Here is a 17,837-nt window from a genome sequence, read left to right on the forward strand (position 1 = left end):
TAAGCTGCCCAACACCTGTCCTCTTGATAAGAAGTGATCAGCACCATGGGTAGAGTTGTTGCGGCTGCCGTTTACAGCGCCGGTAAGAAAGTCTCGGATATCACCCTCGATGAAGGCGCGGCCTGGGCCGCCAAACCTGGGCACTTTGTGTGGATCGGCCTGGAAGAACCCAGCGCCCAGGAATTGAACAACCTGCAACGCCAGTTCAACCTGCACGAGCTGGCGATCGAAGACGCCATGGAAAAACACAGCCGCCCGAAGCTGGAAACCTTCGGCGACGCGCTGTTTATCGTCACCTACTCCCCGGTGCGCGAGAACGGCAAGCTGGAGTTTATCGAAACCCATATCTTTGCCGGCAACGGCTACATCATCACCGCTCGCAACGGCCACTCGGCGTCCTACGGTTTTGTGCGCCAGCGTTGTGAGGCGCGCCCGTTGTTGCTGGAGCATGGGGAAGATTTCGTACTCTATGCGCTGCTGGATTTTGTCACCGAAAACTATCAGCCGGTGAGCGAGGCGATCCACGCCGAGATCGATGAGCTGGAGCGTAACGTGCTGTGCAGTTCGCTCAACGAGCGCGACATCCAACACCTCCACGGCCTGCGCCGCGATGTGTTGCGGCTCAAGCGGCATGTGGCGCCGATGGTGGAGATCAGCCAGGAGTTGCAGAAGCTCAGCTTCCCGTTTATCGATAAGAACATGCGCCCGTACTTTCGTGACGTGCAAATCCACGTTACGCGGCAGATGGAAGACCTCACCACCTTGCGCGACATCGCCAGCCAGACCATCGAGATCGGTGTGCTACTGGAGGCCTCGCGCCAGAGCGTGGTGCAGCGCAAGTTCGCCGCGTGGGCGGCGATCCTGGCGTTCCCCACGGCGGTGGCGGGGATTTATGGGATGAACTTCCAGAACATGCCCGAGCTGCAATGGCACTACGGCTATTTTGCGGTGCTCGGGTTTATTACCCTGGGCTGTACCGGGTTATGGGCCAGCTTCAAGCGTTCGGGCTGGCTCTAAGCCTTGGCTTGAGGCTGGTGCGCGACAAAGCGCATCATCCATTCCGCCACGGTTACGCCGTGGTGGTCGCGTTCCAGGCTGGCCACGCCGTTGCTGTAGACCTTTTCACCCAGGGTTGTCTGAAGTATTTCCAGCAACTCGCGGGAATAGTTGTGAACAAACTCCGGATGGCCCTGGAAGCACAGCACCTGGTCGCCGATGTGGTACGCGGCAAACGGGCAAAATTCGCTGGAGGCGATCACCGTGGCGTTTTGCGGCAAAGTGGTGACTTGATCCTGGTGGCTGATCAATAGCGTCAGTTCCGGCACCTCAGGACTCATCCATGGCGTCTTGGCATCCAGCTTGTAGGCGTGGGTGCCCATGCCCCAGCCCTGGCTGGCCCGTTCGGCCTTGCCGCCCAGCAGCAGCGCGAGCAACTGATGGCCGAAGCACACACCCAGCAGCTTGTCGCCACGCTCATAGCGCGTGAGCAGGTAGGTCTTGAGGGTCTGGATCCAAGGGTCGGTACCGAACGAATCGGCCTTGCTGCCGGTGATCAGGTACGCGTCAAACACTTCGTCATCCGGCGGGTACTCGCCCTGCACCACGTTGTAGACGACAAACTCGGCGGCAATCGGTTGCTTGGCGAACAGGCGCTTGAACATCTGCCCATAGCCTTGGTACTCATCGATCAAAGCGGGACGCAGAATATCGGTTTCCAGGATGCAGACGCGTAGCGACATAAAAAATACCTGACACGGCGATGGGAATATTGCACACCCCAGAGCCTGCCCTGAAATACACCCCCAAAGCAAGCCCTCAATGGGCACCCACACACACTGTAGGAGCGAGCTTGCTCGCGAAAAACGTCAACGATAACGCAGGTAGCCTGGATTAAAGCGTTGCCTGTGCGTTCTTCGCGAGCAAGCTCGCTCCTACAGTGAAACGTCTAAAACAGTGCGCCTTTTGCGGCTTTTTCCAACAACAACGTCGGCGGCGAGAAGCGCTCCCCGTACTCCTCGGCCAGGTAGCGGGCGCGGGCGATGAAGTCGTTCAGCCCGTACTGGTTGATAAACTGCAACGCGCCGCCACTCCATGCGGCAAAGCCGATGCCGAAGATGGAACCAACGTTGGCGTCCGCCGTGGACATCAACACGCCCTCCTCCACGCAGCGTACGGTTTCGATGGCTTGGATAAACAGCAAGCGGTCACGCACGTCCTGGGGGGAGATTTGCTTGCCGGGCTGTTCGAACCGTTTTTTCAGCTCAGGCCACAGGTGCTTCTGGCCGCCAGCGGGATAGTCGTAAAAACCAGCGCCTGCCGCCTTGCCCGTACGCTTGTATTCGTTCACCAACAGATCAATCACCGCCGTCGCCGGATGGTTCGGCATGGCCTTGCCTTCGGCCTGCAGGTCCTTGGCCGTTTGCTGTCGGATATGGCTCATCAGGCTGAGGGACACTTCATCGGACACCGCCAACGGCCCCACTGGCATGCCGGCCTTGCGCGCTTCGGTCTCGATCATCGGCGCCGCCACGCCTTCGCCGAGCATGGCGATACCTTCGTTGGTAAAGGTGCCGAATACCCGCGAGGTAAAGAAACCGCGACTGTCGTTGACCACAATCGGGGTTTTCTTGATTTGCAGTACGAAGTCAAAACCTCGGGCCAGGGTTTCGTCGCTGGTGCGCGCCCCCTTGATGATTTCCACCAAGGGCATCTTGTCCACGGGGCTGAAGAAGTGCAGGCCGATGAACTTGGCTTGATCGGGCACTGCCGTGGCCAGGCCGCTGATGGGCAAGGTGGAGGTGTTGGAGGCGATCACAGCATTGGCCCCCACCACGCTTTGCGCTGCGGCCGAGACCTTGGCCTTGAGTGCGCGGTCTTCAAATACGGCCTCGATGATCAGGTCGCAGCCGGCCAGGTCGGCGTCATCCTGGGTAGGACGAATGCGCGCCAGGGTGGTTTCGCGCTGTTCGGCGGTCAGTTGCCCACGGCTGACTTTCTTGTCCAGCAATGCAGCCGAATGGGCTTTGCCTTTTTCGGCGGCGGCCAGGGTGATGTCTTTGAGCACCACCTCGATACCCGTACAGGCACTGACATAGGCGATGCCCGCGCCCATCATCCCGGCGCCGAGCACACCGACTTTGCGCGTTACATAAGGCGCAAAGCCCTGGGGGCGCGAGCTGCCGGCATTGATTTGGTTGAGCTGGAACCAGAAGGTGCCGATCATGTTTTTTGCCACTTGGCCGGTTACCAACTCGGTGAAGTAGCGGGTTTCGATCAGGTGCGCGGTGTCGAAGTCCACCTGGGCGCCCTCGACGGCGGCACAGAGGATTTTCTCCGGCGCGGGGAAGCAGCCCTGGGTCTTGCTGCGCAAAATCGACGGTGCAATGGCGAGCATCTGCGCGACTTTAGGGTGGGACGGCGTGCCGCCGGGAATCGCGTAACCCTTGTTGTCCCAGGGTTGCCTGACTTCGGGATTAGCCAGAATCCAGGAACGGGCCTGAGCCAGCAATGCCTCGCGATCCGCCGCCAACTCATCAATCAAGCCCGCTTGCAGGGCCTGGGCAGGCCGCACCTTTTTGCCTTCGAGCAAATACGGCAAGGCTTTTTCCAGGCCGAGCATGCGCACCATACGCACCACGCCGCCGCCTCCGGGCAACAGCCCGAGGGTGACTTCCGGCAAGCCCAGTTGCACCGATTTGTCGTCCAGCGCCACCCGGTGGTGGCAGGCCAGACAAATCTCCCACCCACCGCCCAGGGCCGCACCATTGATCGCAGCCACCACCGGTTTGCCGAAGGTTTCCAGGCGGCGCAATTGCGCTTTCAACACCAACACGCTGTCGTAGAACGTCTTGGCCTGGGCTTTATCGACCTTGATCAGCTCATTGAGGTCGCCGCCGGCAAAAAAGGTTTTCTTGGCCGAGGTGATTACCACCCCGGCGATCTCGTCTTTTTCCGCTTCCAGGCGCGTGAGGGTGGTCGCCATCGCTTCGCGGTACGCGGCGTTCATGGTGTTGGCGCTCTGGCCGGGCATGTCGAGAGTCAGCACCACGATCTGGTCCTGGCCTTTTTCGTAACGAATGGCATCGGTCATGACAAATTCCTTAGGCTCAGAGGCGTTCGATAATGGTGGCGATACCCATGCCACCGCCGACACACAAGGTGGCCAGGCCGTAACGTTGCTGGCGCACCTCCAGCTCGTCGAGCAAGGTGCCAAGGATCGCGCAGCCGGTGGCGCCCAAGGGGTGGCCCATGGCGATGGAGCCGCCGTTGACATTGACCCGTGCGGCGTCAATGCCCATGTCCTTGATGAACTTGAGCACCACCGAAGCAAAGGCTTCGTTGACTTCGAACAGGTCGATGTCTTCTACCCGCAGGCCGGCCTTGGCCAGCGCCTTGCGAGTGGCCGGCGCGGGGCCGGTGAGCATGATGGTCGGGTCGGTGCTGGTCACCGCCGTGGCGACAATGCGCGCCCGCGGTTGCAGGCCCAGCTCGCGGCCTTTGGCCTCGGAGCCGATCAGCATCAGCGCGGCACCATCCACGATCCCGGAGCTGTTGCCCGGTGTGTGCACATGGTGGATGCGCTCCACGTGGCTGTAGACCCGCAGCGCAGTGGCGTCGAAGCCCATCTGGCCCATCATTTCGAAACTGGGCTTGAGCTTGCCCAAGCCCTCGAGGGTGGAGTCGCCACGGATAAATTCGTCATGGTCCAACAGCACGATGCCGTTCTGGTCGTGCACCGCGATCAGCGACTTGTTGAAAGAACCGTCTGCCCGCGCCCTGGCGGCTTTCTGCTGGGACTGTAGGGCAAAGCTGTCGACATCCTGGCGCGTGAAGCCTTCCAGGGTGGCGATCAGGTCAGCGCCAATGCCTTGGGGGGTGAAGTGGCTGTGCATATTGGTTTGCGGGTCGAGTACCCAGGCGCCGCCGTCACTGCCCATAGGCACGCGGGACATGGATTCGACGCCGCCGACGACCACCAGGTCTTCGAAGCCGGAACGCACCTTCATCGCCCCCATGTTCACCGCTTCCAGGCCCGACGCGCAGAAGCGATTGACCTGCACACCGGCCACGCTGATGTCCCAATCCGCCACCAGCGCGGCGGTCTTGGCGATATCGGCGCCCTGGTCGCCTACCGGCGTGACGCAGCCCAGGACGATGTCATCCACTTGGCGGGTGTCGAGGTCGCTGCGTTGCGCCAACGCCGTGAGCAAGCCAGCTACCAGGTTTACCGGCTTGACGCTGTACAGGGCACCGTCCGCCTTGCCTTTACCCCGGGGCGTGCGTATCGCATCAAAGATCAAAGCTTGGGTCATGACATCCTCGAACCGCTGTGGGTGTGTGCCCCCTACCTTAGGCCCGATTGACACGGTTTCAATGACGGATGCGCTCATTGCTTTTGACCCCCTCGCTCGGACGAACGGTAGGTCCCTATGGGAAAACCCTGATTAATCGTTTTAGCGGTCTAGCCCTAGGGTTGGCGCCAAGATGGCAATAAGCCTCATGCCGTTTTTAGCGCAAATGCTTATTAGCTGATATGAAATGGGTCTAAGCCAGAAAGAACGGGCGCTCTAAGGTTGAACCTGTAAGACGCTGCTGCCGGGTTTTGCTGGAGCAGCTGTAAGAAAAGTGCAACGTCACCTCGCGATACTGAATACAACGGCACGCATTTGACGCTCAGGAATAACAACAATAGAAAAGGCAGTCAGCCATGTTCAAACAATCGAAAGTACGTCAGGCGGGACTTATTCTGTTCGCCACCACCCTGATTCTGATCTTGCCCAATTTACCCAAGGTTATTGGGTGACGATTGCGCTCCCACCTGCCGTGAACGCACCGCACCAGGCCAGCAGCTTTTGGCAGCACCTGCCAGGACATTGCGCTTAGCGCGCCCTGTTGCAGGGGCTGTCTTTTTACCTGCCGTTTTCCGTTATCGTGTGCGCCCTCACTCTCTCGCAACGGGCCTGTACCTTGAAACCGATCCTCGCCCTTTTTGCCCTGCTGCTGAGCCTGCCTGCGGCGGCGGCACCCTTGACCATCGAGCTGGACCACAGCCAAAAGACCTGGCAGACCGCCGAGTTGCTCAAGCACCCCGACGCTCAGACGGTGCAGATCGTCGATGATGTGTCCTACAAGCGCACGATGACCTACCGTGCAGTGCCCCTGGCGGCGCTCCTGCCTGGCCTGAAGCCTGCAAACCATCTGCAAGCCGTTGCCCTTGATGGTTTTGCCGCCGAACTTGCCGCCGCGCCGTTGCTGGAAAAAAACGGCGCTCGCGCCTGGCTGGCCGTGGAAGACCCGGCCCATCCATGGCCACCGCTGGCGCAGGGCAAGCCCAGCGCCGGGCCGTTCTATCTGGTCTGGACCCACCCTCAAGCCGGGCATATCAGCCCCGAACAGTGGCCGTTCCAGGTATCGAAATTCAAGCAGTTGCAGACGGTTGGCGAGCGTTTCCCGGCGCTATTGCCCGACCCGAAGCTGGCGGCGAACGACCCGATCAACCAGGGCTTTGCGTTGTTCCAGAAGAACTGCCTGGCGTGCCATCGCCTCAATGGCGGCGGTGATGCCCAGATGGGTCCGGACCTGAATGTGCCCTACAACCCCACCGAGTATTTCAGCGGGGATTTCCTCAAGCGTTACATCCGCGACCCGCAAAGCCTGAGGCATTGGCCACAGGCGAAGATGCCGGCGTTTACAGCCAGTGTATTGCCAGACAATGAGTTGGACTTGCTGGTGGGATATCTGCGGCATATGGCGGGCCGCAAGTTGTAGGAGCGAGCTTGCTCGCGAAAAACGTTAAGCGACGCGGGTCACCTGATGGCGCTGCGTTATCGTTGACGATTTTCGCGAGCAAGCTCGCTCCTACAGTTATCGATCATTCCCACGCAGAGCGCGGGGGCGATCATTGCTGAGGCGCAACGAATACCTTGGCATGCATCTGCTCATGCCCACCGCCACGGCGCATGCCGCGTACCGGGCAGGCGTCGAGGTAGTCCAGGCCCACGGCCAGCTTCAAATGCCGCTCCGGCCGCGCCAGTTGGTTAGTCACGTCAAAGCTGTACCAGGCGTCATCCAGCCAGGCTTCGGCCCAGGCATGGCTGGCCAGGTGCGTGCTGTCTTCGGTGTACAGATACCCCGACACATACCGCGCGGGGATCCCCAGGCTGCGGGCGCAGGCCAGGAACGCATGGGTGTGGTCCTGGCACACCCCAGCGGCACCTGCAAAGGCCTGGGCGGCGCAGGTATCGACGTCGGTCGCGCCGGGGCTGTAGACCATGGTGTGGTTAAGCGCCTGCATCAGGTCGATAAGCGCCGTGCGGTCGCGACGCTGATGGCAGTGTTGTTCGGCAAACCCGCGCAAGGCTTCGTCCGGCTCGGTGAGGCGCGTGGAGCGCAGGAACGGAAAGGCAGACTGGCTTTCGTGTTCGGCCTCGCGCAATTCATCGATCTCCACCACGCCCCGGGCGCCAATGATGATGGCGTCATGGGGCTCGTCCAGGGTGAGCACATGCAAGATGTTGCCGAACGGGTCCACCTGCGCCCGCACCGGGCGTGGCAGGTCGAGTTGCCAGCTGAGCACGTGCTGGCGCTCGCTGTCATGGGGTGTCAGGCGCAGGTACTGGATGCTGGCGCGCACCTGGTCTTCGTAGTGGTAGGTGGTGTCGTGGCTGATGGAGAGTCTCATGCCGCCTCCAGGTAGGAACTGTAGATGGCGTCGCCCAACTGGCGGACCAAAGGGATAAAGTCGGTCAGCCAGGCATGCAGGCCTTCCTCGAGGATTTCGTCGATGGCGGTAAAGCGCAGGCGCGCATCCATCTCGGCGGCCAGGCGCTGGGCCGGGCGACCATTGAGGCCTGGCAGGCTGGCGAGGATCTGGTCGATCTCTTCGCTACAAGCGCGCAGCGAACGCGGCACATCCGCACGTAACAGCAGCAGTTCGGCGACCTGCCGAGCGCCCGGCGCATCGCGATAAATCTCGGTGTACGCCTCGAATGACGACAGGGCGCGCAGTAACGCGCTCCATTGGTAATACGCGTGAGCCGTGCCATCGCTGACCGCCGCCGCCTGTTCGCCGGCCATTTCGTAGCGGGCATCCAGCAGGCGCAGGGTGTTATCGGCGCGCTCGATAAAGGTGCCCAGGCGGATAAAGCGGAAGGCATCGTTACGCATGATGGTGCCGTAAGTGGCCCCGCGGAACAGGTGGGAACGCTCCTTGACCCACTCACAAAACCGGCTCATGCCGTAGTGGCTCAGCCCCTGCTGGGCGATATCGCGAATGTCCAGCCAGGTGGCGTTGATGTTTTCCCACATGTCAGCAGTGATTCGCCCACGTACCGCATGGGCGCTGGCCCGCGCCGCGCCCAGGCAGCTGTAGATGCTCGCCGGGTTGGCCGCGTCCAGGGCAAAAAAGTGCAGCAAGCGTTCAGCGTGCAATGGGCCATGGCGCGTGTGGTAATCCTCCAGGGTGCCGGTGATCAACAGCGGCATGGCCAATTCGTGCAGGCCATCGCCACGCCCGTCCTGGGGCATCAGCGACAGCGAATAGCTGACATCGAGCATGCGCGCGAGGTTTTCGGCGCGTTCCAGGTAGCGCGACATCCAGTACAAATCCGAGGCAGTTCTACTCAACATGGCATCAGTCCTCGACCACCCAGGTGTCTTTGGTTCCGCCGCCCTGGGACGAGTTGACCACCAGCGAGCCTTCTCGCAGCGCCACGCGGGTCAGGCCACCCGGTACCACGCGGGTCTCCTTGCCGGACAACACAAAGGGGCGCAGGTCTATGTGGCGTGGGGCGATGCCGTTTTCGACAAATGTGGGGCAAGTGGATAAACACAGGGTCGGCTGCGCGATATAGGCGTGTGGCTTGGCCTTGATACGTGCCCGGAACGCTTCGATTTCTGCAGTTGTAGACGCCGGGCCAACCAACATGCCGTAACCACCGGAGCCTTGGGTTTCCTTGACCACCAGGTCGGGCAGGTTGGCCAGTACGTGGGACAACTCGTCAGGCTTGCGGCATTGGAAGGTCGGAACGTTCTGCAGGATCGGTTCTTCGTCGAGGTAGAAGCGGATCATCTCGGTAACGAACGGGTAAACCGATTTGTCGTCCGCAACCCCGGTGCCAATGGCATTGGCCAGCACCACATTGCCGCAACGGTAAGCAGCGAGCAGGCCGGGTACACCGAGCATGGAGTCGGGGTTGAATGCCAAGGGGTCGAGAAATGCATCATCGAGGCGACGGTAGATCACATCGACAGCCTTGGGCCCGTCGGTGGTGCGCATGAATACACGGTCATCGCGCACGAACAAATCTGCGCCCTCCACCAACTCCACGCCCATTTCCCGGGCCAGAAAGGCATGTTCGAAGAACGCGCTGTTGAAACGCCCAGGCGTCAGCACCACCACACTGGGGTTATCCAAAGGGCTGGCGCTTTTCAAGGTATCGAGCAGCAAGTTGGGGTAATGATCGATGGGCGCAATACGCTGGGCCGCGAACAGTTCGGGGAACAGGCGCATCATCATCTTGCGGTCTTCGAGCATGTAGCTGACACCGCTGGGCGTACGCAGGTTGTCTTCGAGCACGTAGTACGTGCCGTCGCCATCGCGTACGAGGTCGACCCCGGAGATGTGCGAATAGATATCGCGGTGCAAATCCAGGCCCTGCATTGCCAATTGATATTGCTCGTTGGCCAGTACCTGTTCGGCAGGGATGATGCCGGCCTTGATGATGCGTTGGTCGTGGTAAAGGTCGGCGAGGAACAGGTTCAGCGCCTTGACCCGCTGGATGCAGCCGCGCTCGACAATCCGCCATTCACTGGCCGGAATGCTGCGGGGGATGGTGTCGAAGGGGATCAGGCGCTCGGTGCCTTGTTCGTCCCCGTAGAGGGTGAAGGTGATGCCGGCGCGGTGGAACAGCAAATCGGCTTCACGCCGGCGCTGGGCCAGCAGTTCGGCAGGGGTATCGGCCAGCCAACGGGCGAACTCGCGGTAATGGGGGCGAACCTGCCCTGCCCCATCGTACATTTCATCGTAATAAGTGCGGATCATGCCGTACTCCTTGTCACCCGGACGCAAGAACCTTCGCAAGGCCCGTGCCATCGGCATAAACACTTAATAATCAATCGGTTGAATAATTCAAACGAATTCGCCGCACCGTCCTGGTGCGTGCAATTGCCTGGGTCATGCCGTGCGCTTCATTGCAATGCGGTCTTAGGCTATCAACAGCATAGTCAGAGTTGATTTCACTGCGCGGCTGGCACTGCGGATAATCACCTCCATCGGCTGAAAAGGAGATGTCCTACAGCTAAACCTTTTGTGCAAGCGATATGGTGTTACTTCGTGTACTGATCTACCTCCTCGAACTTCCCTTTCCGCCACCCTATTTGGGTGGCTTTTTTTTGCGCATAAAACGGCGATTTACGTTGCACCGGCGGCCCAAACAAAATCGGCCGACCCAAAGGTCAGCCGATACGCTGTGCTGCTCATAAATACCAACTACATGGGTAACCCACGCACCTCCTGCTTGACGCCCCATCCTTCGATAATGCCACCCAGGGGCTCGACCACTGCTTCAAAGTCTTGCTCGAAGTCTCCTATGCCGTCGTAGGTTGCAAACATGATTTTGCTCAGTTCCAGGTACCAGGCGCCATCGTCGCGCGCGCTGACCTGGGCATTGAGGGACTCCCCACGAAATCGACCCGCAGCCCTGCGCGCCCGTTCCTCATCCGGGAAAATGGCGTAGAACTCGATGGGGTGAAAACGCGAGAAATCAAAGCCGCCTTCTTTCATGCGGCGCAGTACGTTGGTGCTGATGTCTTCTTGATAGGCTGTGCTCATGAAACGTCCTCCTCAAACCGATGGATAGACTTTCCGTGCTTCCTGAAGCCCCGCGCCCTGCTGGCGCGGGCACCACGGCATAACAACACCGCAGGAAAACAAGCATGTAGCTGACAAGACCAGACCTTAGCGATTCATTCGCTGATCTCGATTGCAGAGTAGCGCGAAGCTATCACCTCCACCAGAGGTGCTCGTGTGGCGTGTGAAAATTGTTTAGACGGAGGGAGAGATATCGAGAATCTGGATACTGTTCTGGTCTTTGAGAATCTTGACCGTCGGCTCGGGTTTACGGCCTTCCAGGTCATTGAGATCGAGTTCGGCAGCAATCGGCACCAGCTTCGCACGAATCATATGCGCAGCGTCTTCGAGGCTGGGCTTTTGTTCGCAGGTGAACTGCTGCACGGACTTTTCACCGTGATCATCAACGAAGGTAATTTGCCACGTTTGCATCGGTGCCTCCTCGATAAAACCCATAGGTGGGCTTACAAGTATCTGGACCTTGGCGGCGCGCAAAACGTTCCGCTCAAGCCCGGAGGCACCGGATCAACCGCACTTATTTTTCAGCGTGTTCTTTCAAGGCTTTCAAGGTGTTGAATGGAGCCTCCACCACGAACTTGTTGGCCAACCACGACGGGACACTGCCGCCTGGCTCGGTGTGTACCTGGTAGGTGACTTCGGTCTGGTTATCGCCCTTTGGCACCAGCTTCCAGAAACCCTCCACCTGGGCGACCCGCACGTAGCCTTTTGCTTCAGGCTTGTAGGTCGGCACACCTTCGAGTTTGCGCGTGATGGTACCGTCGGCGGCTTTGGTGGTGGTGACGTGGATGTACGAGTCGCGGTCCGTCACGGGGAACGGCGCCTTGAATTGGGTGTAGGTCCAGGCCTCGTCGCCTTTCTTGTCGACGAGTTGCTGGGATTTGCATTCATGGATCCATGCGCAAGCACCGACCACATCTTCCTGCAGCGCCTGGACCTTGGCCAAAGGTGCCTTGATCACCGTCACACCGCGATACGCCTTGTACTTGGAACCGGCAATCTCGCTCAGGGACACCTTGATACCGTCTTCGTCCTTGGCGACTTGCCAATCCTCAGCCTGGGCAGTGGCCGCAAACAGCAGCGTAAAACCGCACAGCACAGCCATTCGTTTCAGCGAACCCATTGTTGTATTCCTTATTGTTGAAGTTCCGATAGTAAAGCCCATCAAGCCGCCGTCATCTGTTCCCACCAGCCGATCAGGCGAATGGCATCGGCTTGGTCGTTGCCACAGACTTCGATATCCGCCTTGAAATCACTGCACACGGCGGGCCGCTGCGGTTGACCGAACAACTGGCACAGTTGTTCCGCCGACAGGTGCACGCAGCGAACGCCAGCGGGTTTGCCCTGGGGCATTCCGGGTAGTGGCGAACTGATGGAGGGGGCAATGCAGCAGGCGCCACAGCCTTCACGGCATTTCATGACCAGCAGGTCCTCGACGACTCAATAGGGATGGCCGGGCTAGAGTACGCCCTTAAACAGCCGTTTTAAAATGGTCCAACAGGGGTTTTTCGCACAAAACAAAAATGACCGGCCAGTCTGCGACAGATGGTCGGCGACCTGGGTCACCTGGGCTCAGAAAGTTTATTGCTTGAATTCGAAATCCAGCGCAGCGCCTTCAACATCACGGCGCTCTTCATTACGCAGTTGCAGCTTCATCTCATTGCTGAGCAAGCGGCCGTTGATCTGGAACGCGCTGTTGTCGGTGGGTTTTTCACCAAACATTGGCGGCAACAAGGGCACGCTCTTGGGCTTGGGCATGGTGCCGATGGGTTGCAAGTGCCTGACCATGTCCGAAGGCAGGGACAGGTCCAACTGTGCCGGTGGCAGTTTGGTCTGGGCGACTTCATGGGCCGACTTGGACTTGCTCGCCACGGGTGCACGCTTTTTGGTCGAGGCGGCTTTCTTTTGTGCGGCGGGGGATTTTTTCGCAGGCGCTGGCTGCTTGGCTGAGGTCTTTTGCTCGGCACTCACAGCAGGCTTGCCTTCAGCCACCGGCGCTGCAGCCAGCACGCTGCCGGCATTGCACAGGCTCAGCAGACCAAGCATCAACGTAACGCGAAAAATAGAAGTCATATCGCCAACAGCATTAACGGCAGAAGGCCATATGCTCGCTTGTTGTGCGCGGCATGACAAGGGCACAGATCAGTCTTGTCCCCTTTGCATACCTCAAAAACCCGCTGCGGCCTCCTGGCACAGCTGGCTGGCAAGCATTCCCAGGGTCATCAACGCCCGCTCTGCCTCGCGGTTCCACGGCGTGCCGCAATTGAGGCGAATACAGTGGTTGAACTGTTCGGTATTACTGAAAATCAGCCCTGGCGCAATGCTGATGCCTTGTTGCAGGGCACGCACATGCAGTTCCTGGGTATTGACCCGCCCCGGCAAACTGACCCACAAGATAAAGCCGCCGGTCGGGCGGGTCATCTGGGTGCCTTCGGGGAAATACTGCTGCACCGCCAATTGGAAGGCGCTGAGGTTCTTGCGGTATTCCTGGCGGATGTAGCGCAAATGACGGTCGTAGCCGCCGTTTTCCAGATAGGCCGCGACGCCCATCTGCGTGACGCTGCAAGCAGAATGGGTGCTGAACATCTGCAGGCGCTGGATTTCCTGCTGGTATTTGCCGGCAATCATCCAGCCAATGCGCACGCCCGGCGACAAGGTCTTGGAAAAGCTTGAGCAATAGATCACCCGGTCAAGGCGGTCGTAGGCCTTGAGGGCTTTGGTGCGGCCGAGTTCGAACATCAACTCGCCGTAAATATCATCTTCGACAATCTGGATATCGAAGTCCGACGCCAGGCGCAGCAACTGTTTCTGCCGCTCCTCTGGCATGGTGCCGCCCAGCGGATTACTCAGACGCGTGGTCAGCACCAGCGCCTTGATCGACCATTGGTTGGCGGCCAGTTGCAAGGCTTCCAGGCTCATGCCCGTGGCGGGGTCGCTGGGGATCTCGATAACCTTGAGGCCCAGCAGGTCAGCCAATTGCAGCAAACCGTAATAGGTGGGTGATTCAGCCGCGATCAGGTCGCCAGGGCGCGTCAGCACGCGCAGCGACATCTGCAATGCATCGACACAGCCGTGGGTGATCACCACCTCGGAAGGGTCCACGACCACCCCGGCATCACGCATGCGGATCGCCACCTGGCGGCGCAGGGGTTCAAAGCCGGGGCTGAACATGTAGCTGAACGCCCGTGGGCTCTGGAAACGCGTGACCTTGGCCAATTGCTGATGCAGTGCCCGCACCGGCAGGTAGTCGACACTCGGCACCGCCGCCCCCAGGGGAAACACCCCTTCACGGCGCGACTCGACCAACACCTGCTGGATGATACTGCTACGGGTGACCAACCCTGGGCGCTCGACCCGTGCGATATCAGGCGTAGGCGCCGTGAGTGCTGGCGTCTGGTGCACGTAATAGCCCGACTGCGGCCGCGCCCGGACAGCCCCTGATCTTCCAGGTTGGCGTAGGCCTGCAGCACCGTGGCATGGCTCACATTGAGCTGGGAACTCATCTTGCGCACCGACGGCACGCGCTCCCCCGGTTGGTAGACACCGCGCCGGATGTCCTCAGCCAGTTGCTGGGCAATACGTTGGTAAAGCAACAGATTGGTCATGACGCAGCACTCGATTTCACGGGTATTTTATTTTTGTGTGAAACATACCGGCACAGTTTAGAAGTGTACGGGGACAGTTGCCACAATAGTCGAGCGCGGGCGGGAGTGACAGTAAAAACTGTAAGGGTGTAGGCCTAATAAAATCTGGCAGGGGCCTGCCCCGTGTAGGAGCGAGCTTGCTCACGAAAAACTCACGGGCGCCGCGTTCACTCAGAAAGCATGCGTTATCGTTGACGTTTTTCGCGAGCAAGCTCGCTCCTACAGGAGGCGATAGTCGTTAGCGGGCGGCGCCCAATTGGCCTTTTTCGTCAGAGAACACGATTTCCACTCGGCGGTTCTGTGCGCGACCGCGCTCGGATGCGTTCGCTTCCACCGGGTATTGGTCGCCATAGCCCTCGACCTCGATGCGCTTGTCATCGATACCCAGGTCCATCAACAGGTCGGCCACCGATTGAGCGCGGTCGCGGGACAGTTTCAGGTTTTCCTGCTCGCCACCGGTGTTGTCGGTGTAGCCCTCGACGCGCACCCGACGCTTGGGGTTCAGTTGCAGGAATTGCACGATCTTGAGCACTGTGCGGTTGGCCGAGTTCTGCAGCTCAGCTTCGCCAGTGTCGAACAGTACATCCCCCAGGGTCATCACCAAGCCACGGTCGGTCTGGGTGGTGAGGCTGGCGATTTGCGCTTCAACCCACTTGCCCTGCTGTTGCACGCTGGCCAGCTTGTTTTCGCGCAAGGCCAGTTGCAGGCGTTGACGCTCCAGTTCCAGTTGGGTACCGCGTTCGGCATTCAGGCCCTGCTGGGTGTGTTCTCGGGCGATGGCGCTGTAACGCTGGCTCAGGTAGGCGTAATGCACCACATCGGAGCCGCTGCCCCAGTAGCTGGACAGGCGATCGGCACGGGCCAGGGACTCGCCGGCACGGATCACGTCCTTGGGCGCAAAGCGCAGCACGTTGGCGTCTTCCTTGACCTTCTGAAAGTCATCGCCGGCCTGCTGCAACGCCTGCTCGCTGGTGGGTTGGCTGGCACAACCGCCCAAGGCCACGCTGCCCAGCAGCAGTACACAACTCAAACCACGGATCATCGGGCTCATTGTGCTTCTCCCAACTGCAGCTGCTTACGCAGGCGAGTGATACGGGTATTGAGCACGTTCAATTGTTCCTGGCTCTTGCCGGTGAGCACTTTGGCCTCGGCCAGACGCGCGTCCAGCTCAGCCTGCTCGGCGCGCATACGCGCACGCTTGTAGGATTGGTCGGCCATATTGCCCTTGGCCCGGGCGAATTTTTCTTCGGCCAGTTTCAGTTCGGGGGATTCATCGGTGTTGGCCCCGACCGCGGTGGCTTGTTCCAAGGCTTGCTGGGTCAGGCGCATTTGTTCGATCGGCGCAGGATCGGTTGCACATCCCGCCAGCGCGACAACGGCGAGGGCCGCGAAAAGAGCTCGAAAAATCACTGTAAATCCCTACTTTGTTGGGGTGCCGACAGGTTGTTGCAGTTGCGCCTTCCAGCGCTCCAGATTGCGCTGCAGCGCGGCTTGCGCGACACCGGAGGTGGGCAATTCTGTCATCTTTTTCGTCAGCTGTCCGCGCAGCCACGGATCATTGCAGGCCGAGTTGTGGGAAATCGCCAGGTACAGACCCGGCTGATCGACAGGCACCGCATGGGCCAACAGGTCATTACTCATGCCCAGCGTCTGGGCCATGGCCATGCCGGAATAGCGCCCGGCCAGCACGTAGTCCACCTCACCCAACAGCAGCTTCTGAAAGGCCGGCGTCAGGTTGGGCAGGCGTAGCAGGTTGAGTTGCTGGCCGGCAAAGGTCTCGAATTCGGCGCTCAAGCGCGCACGCTCCGAGACTGCGCCTTTGTGGCCGTGCAAATCGGCGGCGGTGGAATAGACCAGGGCGGAATCCTTGCGCGTCCACACCAGGTAGTCGGTCTGCATCAGCGCCGGATGGATGTAGTCGAAGTTGTCCAGCTCGCCCAGGTTCAGCGGTGCATCGGCGAGGATGTCCATGCGCCCGCTACGCGCTTCATCCAGGGCCAGGGAGCGCTTGCCGCCGTAGAGCAGGTCGACTTTCAGCCCGAGCTCCTTGCCCACTTGTTGCAGCACGTCAGCGGTGGCACCGATCAGGTGCGTAGGGTCCTGGGGGTCGCGCCAGAGTAACGGCGGTGCGTCCGGGCTGCCGGTGATCACCAGGCGCTCGCACTTGCCGGCGGCGAGCGTCAGGCTCGGCAATAGCGCAAGGCCTAGCAGTACGGTCCAGGGGCGCAGCGCCATGGCATGTTCCTTTCTAAAGTGCTCGCGAAAAACGTCAACGATAACGCGTGCTTTCTGAATAAATGCGGCGCCTGTGGGTTTTTCGCGAGCGAGCTCGCTCCTACAGGGAATAAAAAAGCCCGGTCATAAGACCGGGCTCTTTTATAAGTGAAGCGGCTGGATTAGACCAGCTTCTCCAACTCCGGTACGGCTTCGAACAAGTCCGCTACCAGGCCGTAATCGGCGACCTGGAAGATCGGCGCTTCTTCGTCCTTGTTGATCGCAACGATCACTTTGGAGTCTTTCATACCGGCCAAGTGCTGGATCGCGCCGGAGATACCGACGGCGATGTACAGCTGTGGCGCAACGATCTTGCCGGTCTGGCCGACCTGCATGTCGTTGGGTACAAAACCTGCGTCAACGGCTGCGCGGGAAGCGCCGACCGCAGCGCCCAGCTTGTCGGCCAGGGCGTACAGGTGCTTGAAGTTGTCACCGTTCTGCATGCCACGACCGCCCGAAACGACGATCTTGGCAGCGGTCAGTTCAGGACGGTCCGACTTGGCCAGCTCTTCGCCGACAAAGCTGGAAGTGCCAGCGTCGTGGGCAGCGGAGACGGCTTCAACGGCAGCCGAGCCACCTTCGGCGGCAACCGGGTCGAAACCGGTGGCACGTACGGTGATGACCTTGACCGAGGCGTTGGACTGCACGGTGGCGATGGCGTTACCGGCGTAGATCGGCCGCTTGAAGGTATCGGCGCTTTCTACCGAGATGATCTCGGAGATCTGGTCAACGTCCAGCTGCGCGGCAACGCGTGGCAGGATGTTTTTGCCGTTGGAGGTGGCGGCAGCCAGGATGTGGCTGTAGCTCTTGCCCAACTCTGCCACCAGCGGTGCAACGTTTTCTGGCAGCTGATGCGCGTAAGCGGCATTGTCAGCGTTCAGGACTTTGCTCACGCCCGCGATTTTCGCAGCGGCTTCAACCACGGCGCCAGCGCCCTGCCCTGCTACCAGGACGTGGATGTCGCCACCGATTTTAGCGGCGGCGGCCACGGTGTTGAGGGTGGCCGGGGCCAGCACCTTGTTATCGTGTTCGGCGATTACGAGGATAGTCAT

The 17,837-nt window shown here is 60.1% G+C and carries 17 protein-coding genes and 1 pseudogene; 2 read left to right on the forward strand and 16 right to left on the reverse strand.

What is annotated here, in order from left to right:
• Positions 1-45: 45 nt before the first annotated feature.
• Positions 46-1,017 carry a magnesium and cobalt transport protein CorA gene (locus tag HU731_RS08400; protein ID WP_003193449.1) on the forward strand — a complete coding sequence of 324 codons (972 nt, stop codon included), beginning with the start codon at positions 46-48 and terminating at the stop codon, positions 1,015-1,017.
• Here HU731_RS08400 and HU731_RS08405 read toward each other — a convergent pair.
• The 3 genes from HU731_RS08405 to HU731_RS08415 all read right to left on the reverse strand — a co-directional run bounded on the left by HU731_RS08405 (position 1,014) and on the right by HU731_RS08415 (position 5,312).
• Positions 1,014-1,739, reverse strand: a complete 726-nt coding sequence (locus HU731_RS08405) for an amidotransferase (protein ID WP_186606886.1) — start codon at positions 1,737-1,739, stop codon at positions 1,014-1,016. The two genes, HU731_RS08400 and HU731_RS08405, sit on opposite strands and share 4 nt — an antisense overlap.
• A 206-nt stretch (positions 1,740-1,945) precedes the next feature.
• Positions 1,946-4,090 (reverse strand): 3-hydroxyacyl-CoA dehydrogenase NAD-binding domain-containing protein, encoded by a 2,145-nt coding sequence (locus tag HU731_RS08410; RefSeq protein WP_186606885.1) that lies wholly within the window; start codon positions 4,088-4,090, stop codon positions 1,946-1,948.
• A gap of 16 nt (positions 4,091-4,106) precedes the next feature.
• The gene (locus HU731_RS08415) at positions 4,107-5,312 is read right to left on the reverse strand and encodes an acetyl-CoA C-acetyltransferase (RefSeq protein ID WP_186606884.1); all 1,206 of its coding nucleotides are present in this window, start codon (positions 5,310-5,312) and stop codon (positions 4,107-4,109) included.
• A gap of 655 nt (positions 5,313-5,967) precedes the next feature.
• Between HU731_RS08415 and HU731_RS08420 the strand changes: the two genes are divergently transcribed.
• Complete coding sequence (locus tag HU731_RS08420) at positions 5,968-6,768, forward strand: c-type cytochrome (protein ID WP_186606883.1); 801 nt, start codon at positions 5,968-5,970, stop codon at positions 6,766-6,768.
• Positions 6,769-6,898: 130 nt separating this feature from the next.
• Here HU731_RS08420 and HU731_RS08425 read toward each other — a convergent pair whose 3' ends face one another.
• The 13 genes and pseudogenes from HU731_RS08425 to HU731_RS08485 form a co-directional block, all read right to left on the reverse strand.
• Positions 6,899-7,681 carry a transglutaminase family protein gene (locus HU731_RS08425; RefSeq protein WP_186606882.1) on the reverse strand — a complete coding sequence of 261 codons (783 nt, stop codon included), beginning with the start codon at positions 7,679-7,681 and terminating at the stop codon, positions 6,899-6,901.
• Positions 7,678-8,628, reverse strand: coding sequence for an alpha-E domain-containing protein (locus HU731_RS08430; protein WP_186606881.1), 951 nt, complete (start codon positions 8,626-8,628; stop codon positions 7,678-7,680). Before HU731_RS08430 ends, HU731_RS08425 begins: the two co-directional genes overlap by 4 nt.
• A 4-nt stretch (positions 8,629-8,632) precedes the next feature.
• Positions 8,633-10,042, reverse strand: coding sequence for a circularly permuted type 2 ATP-grasp protein (locus tag HU731_RS08435; protein WP_032895706.1), 1,410 nt, complete (start codon positions 10,040-10,042; stop codon positions 8,633-8,635).
• A gap of 447 nt (positions 10,043-10,489) precedes the next feature.
• On the reverse strand, positions 10,490-10,831 hold the full coding sequence (locus tag HU731_RS08440; protein WP_003193463.1) for a ribonuclease E inhibitor RraB: 342 nt from the start codon (positions 10,829-10,831) through the stop codon (positions 10,490-10,492).
• 213 nt (positions 10,832-11,044) lie between these two features.
• Positions 11,045-11,281 (reverse strand): hypothetical protein, encoded by a 237-nt coding sequence (locus tag HU731_RS08445; protein WP_014719530.1) that lies wholly within the window; start codon positions 11,279-11,281, stop codon positions 11,045-11,047.
• Between the two features lie 103 nt (positions 11,282-11,384).
• Entirely contained in the window at positions 11,385-11,990 is a 606-nt protein-coding gene (locus HU731_RS08450) for an START domain-containing protein (RefSeq protein ID WP_186606880.1), read from the reverse strand.
• Between the two features lie 41 nt (positions 11,991-12,031).
• Entirely contained in the window at positions 12,032-12,286 is a 255-nt protein-coding gene (locus HU731_RS08455; RefSeq protein WP_116667116.1) for a YkgJ family cysteine cluster protein, read from the reverse strand.
• A gap of 162 nt (positions 12,287-12,448) precedes the next feature.
• Positions 12,449-12,940: a translation initiation factor 2 gene (locus tag HU731_RS08460; protein ID WP_186606879.1), complete on the reverse strand. Its 492-nt coding sequence runs from the start codon at positions 12,938-12,940 to the stop codon at positions 12,449-12,451.
• Positions 12,941-13,033: 93 nt separating this feature from the next.
• A pseudogene (locus HU731_RS08465) lies at positions 13,034-14,472 on the reverse strand (aminotransferase-like domain-containing protein).
• A 277-nt stretch (positions 14,473-14,749) separates the two neighbouring features.
• Positions 14,750-15,562 (reverse strand): OmpA family protein, encoded by an 813-nt coding sequence (locus HU731_RS08470; RefSeq protein ID WP_073521983.1) that lies wholly within the window; start codon positions 15,560-15,562, stop codon positions 14,750-14,752.
• Positions 15,559-15,921, reverse strand: a complete 363-nt coding sequence (locus tag HU731_RS08475) for a DUF4398 domain-containing protein (protein WP_003193475.1) — start codon at positions 15,919-15,921, stop codon at positions 15,559-15,561. Before HU731_RS08475 ends, HU731_RS08470 begins: the two co-directional genes overlap by 4 nt.
• A gap of 9 nt (positions 15,922-15,930) precedes the next feature.
• Positions 15,931-16,746 carry a substrate-binding periplasmic protein gene (locus HU731_RS08480; RefSeq protein ID WP_186606878.1) on the reverse strand — a complete coding sequence of 272 codons (816 nt, stop codon included), beginning with the start codon at positions 16,744-16,746 and terminating at the stop codon, positions 15,931-15,933.
• 161 nt (positions 16,747-16,907) lie between these two features.
• Positions 16,908-17,837, reverse strand: a complete 930-nt coding sequence (locus HU731_RS08485) for an electron transfer flavoprotein subunit alpha/FixB family protein (RefSeq protein ID WP_186606877.1) — start codon at positions 17,835-17,837, stop codon at positions 16,908-16,910.

Source organism: Pseudomonas salmasensis (genome assembly GCF_014268375.2).
Taxonomy (GTDB): domain Bacteria; phylum Pseudomonadota; class Gammaproteobacteria; order Pseudomonadales; family Pseudomonadaceae; genus Aquipseudomonas; species Aquipseudomonas salmasensis.

Bases quoted from the DNA above. Each gene is read 5' to 3' on its own strand.
- HU731_RS08400 (WP_003193449.1), top strand. From the start codon at position 46: ATGGGTAGAGTTGTTGCGGCTGCCGTTTACAGCGCCGGTAAGAAAGTC.
- HU731_RS08405 (WP_186606886.1), bottom strand. From the start codon at position 1,739: ATGTCGCTACGCGTCTGCATCCTGGAAACCGATATTCTGCGTCCCGCT.
- HU731_RS08410 (WP_186606885.1), bottom strand. From the start codon at position 4,090: ATGACCGATGCCATTCGTTACGAAAAAGGCCAGGACCAGATCGTGGTG.
- HU731_RS08415 (WP_186606884.1), bottom strand. From the start codon at position 5,312: ATGACCCAAGCTTTGATCTTTGATGCGATACGCACGCCCCGGGGTAAA.
- HU731_RS08425 (WP_186606882.1), bottom strand. From the start codon at position 7,681: ATGAGACTCTCCATCAGCCACGACACCACCTACCACTACGAAGACCAG.
- HU731_RS08430 (WP_186606881.1), bottom strand. From the start codon at position 8,628: ATGTTGAGTAGAACTGCCTCGGATTTGTACTGGATGTCGCGCTACCTG.
- HU731_RS08435 (WP_032895706.1), bottom strand. From the start codon at position 10,042: ATGATCCGCACTTATTACGATGAAATGTACGATGGGGCAGGGCAGGTT.
- HU731_RS08440 (WP_003193463.1), bottom strand. From the start codon at position 10,831: ATGAGCACAGCCTATCAAGAAGACATCAGCACCAACGTACTGCGCCGC.
- HU731_RS08445 (WP_014719530.1), bottom strand. From the start codon at position 11,281: ATGCAAACGTGGCAAATTACCTTCGTTGATGATCACGGTGAAAAGTCC.
- HU731_RS08450 (WP_186606880.1), bottom strand. From the start codon at position 11,990: ATGGGTTCGCTGAAACGAATGGCTGTGCTGTGCGGTTTTACGCTGCTG.
- HU731_RS08455 (WP_116667116.1), bottom strand. From the start codon at position 12,286: ATGAAATGCCGTGAAGGCTGTGGCGCCTGCTGCATTGCCCCCTCCATC.
- HU731_RS08460 (WP_186606879.1), bottom strand. From the start codon at position 12,940: ATGACTTCTATTTTTCGCGTTACGTTGATGCTTGGTCTGCTGAGCCTG.
- HU731_RS08470 (WP_073521983.1), bottom strand. From the start codon at position 15,562: ATGAGCCCGATGATCCGTGGTTTGAGTTGTGTACTGCTGCTGGGCAGC.
- HU731_RS08480 (WP_186606878.1), bottom strand. From the start codon at position 16,746: ATGGCGCTGCGCCCCTGGACCGTACTGCTAGGCCTTGCGCTATTGCCG.
- HU731_RS08485 (WP_186606877.1), bottom strand. From the start codon at position 17,837: ATGACTATCCTCGTAATCGCCGAACACGATAACAAGGTGCTGGCCCCG.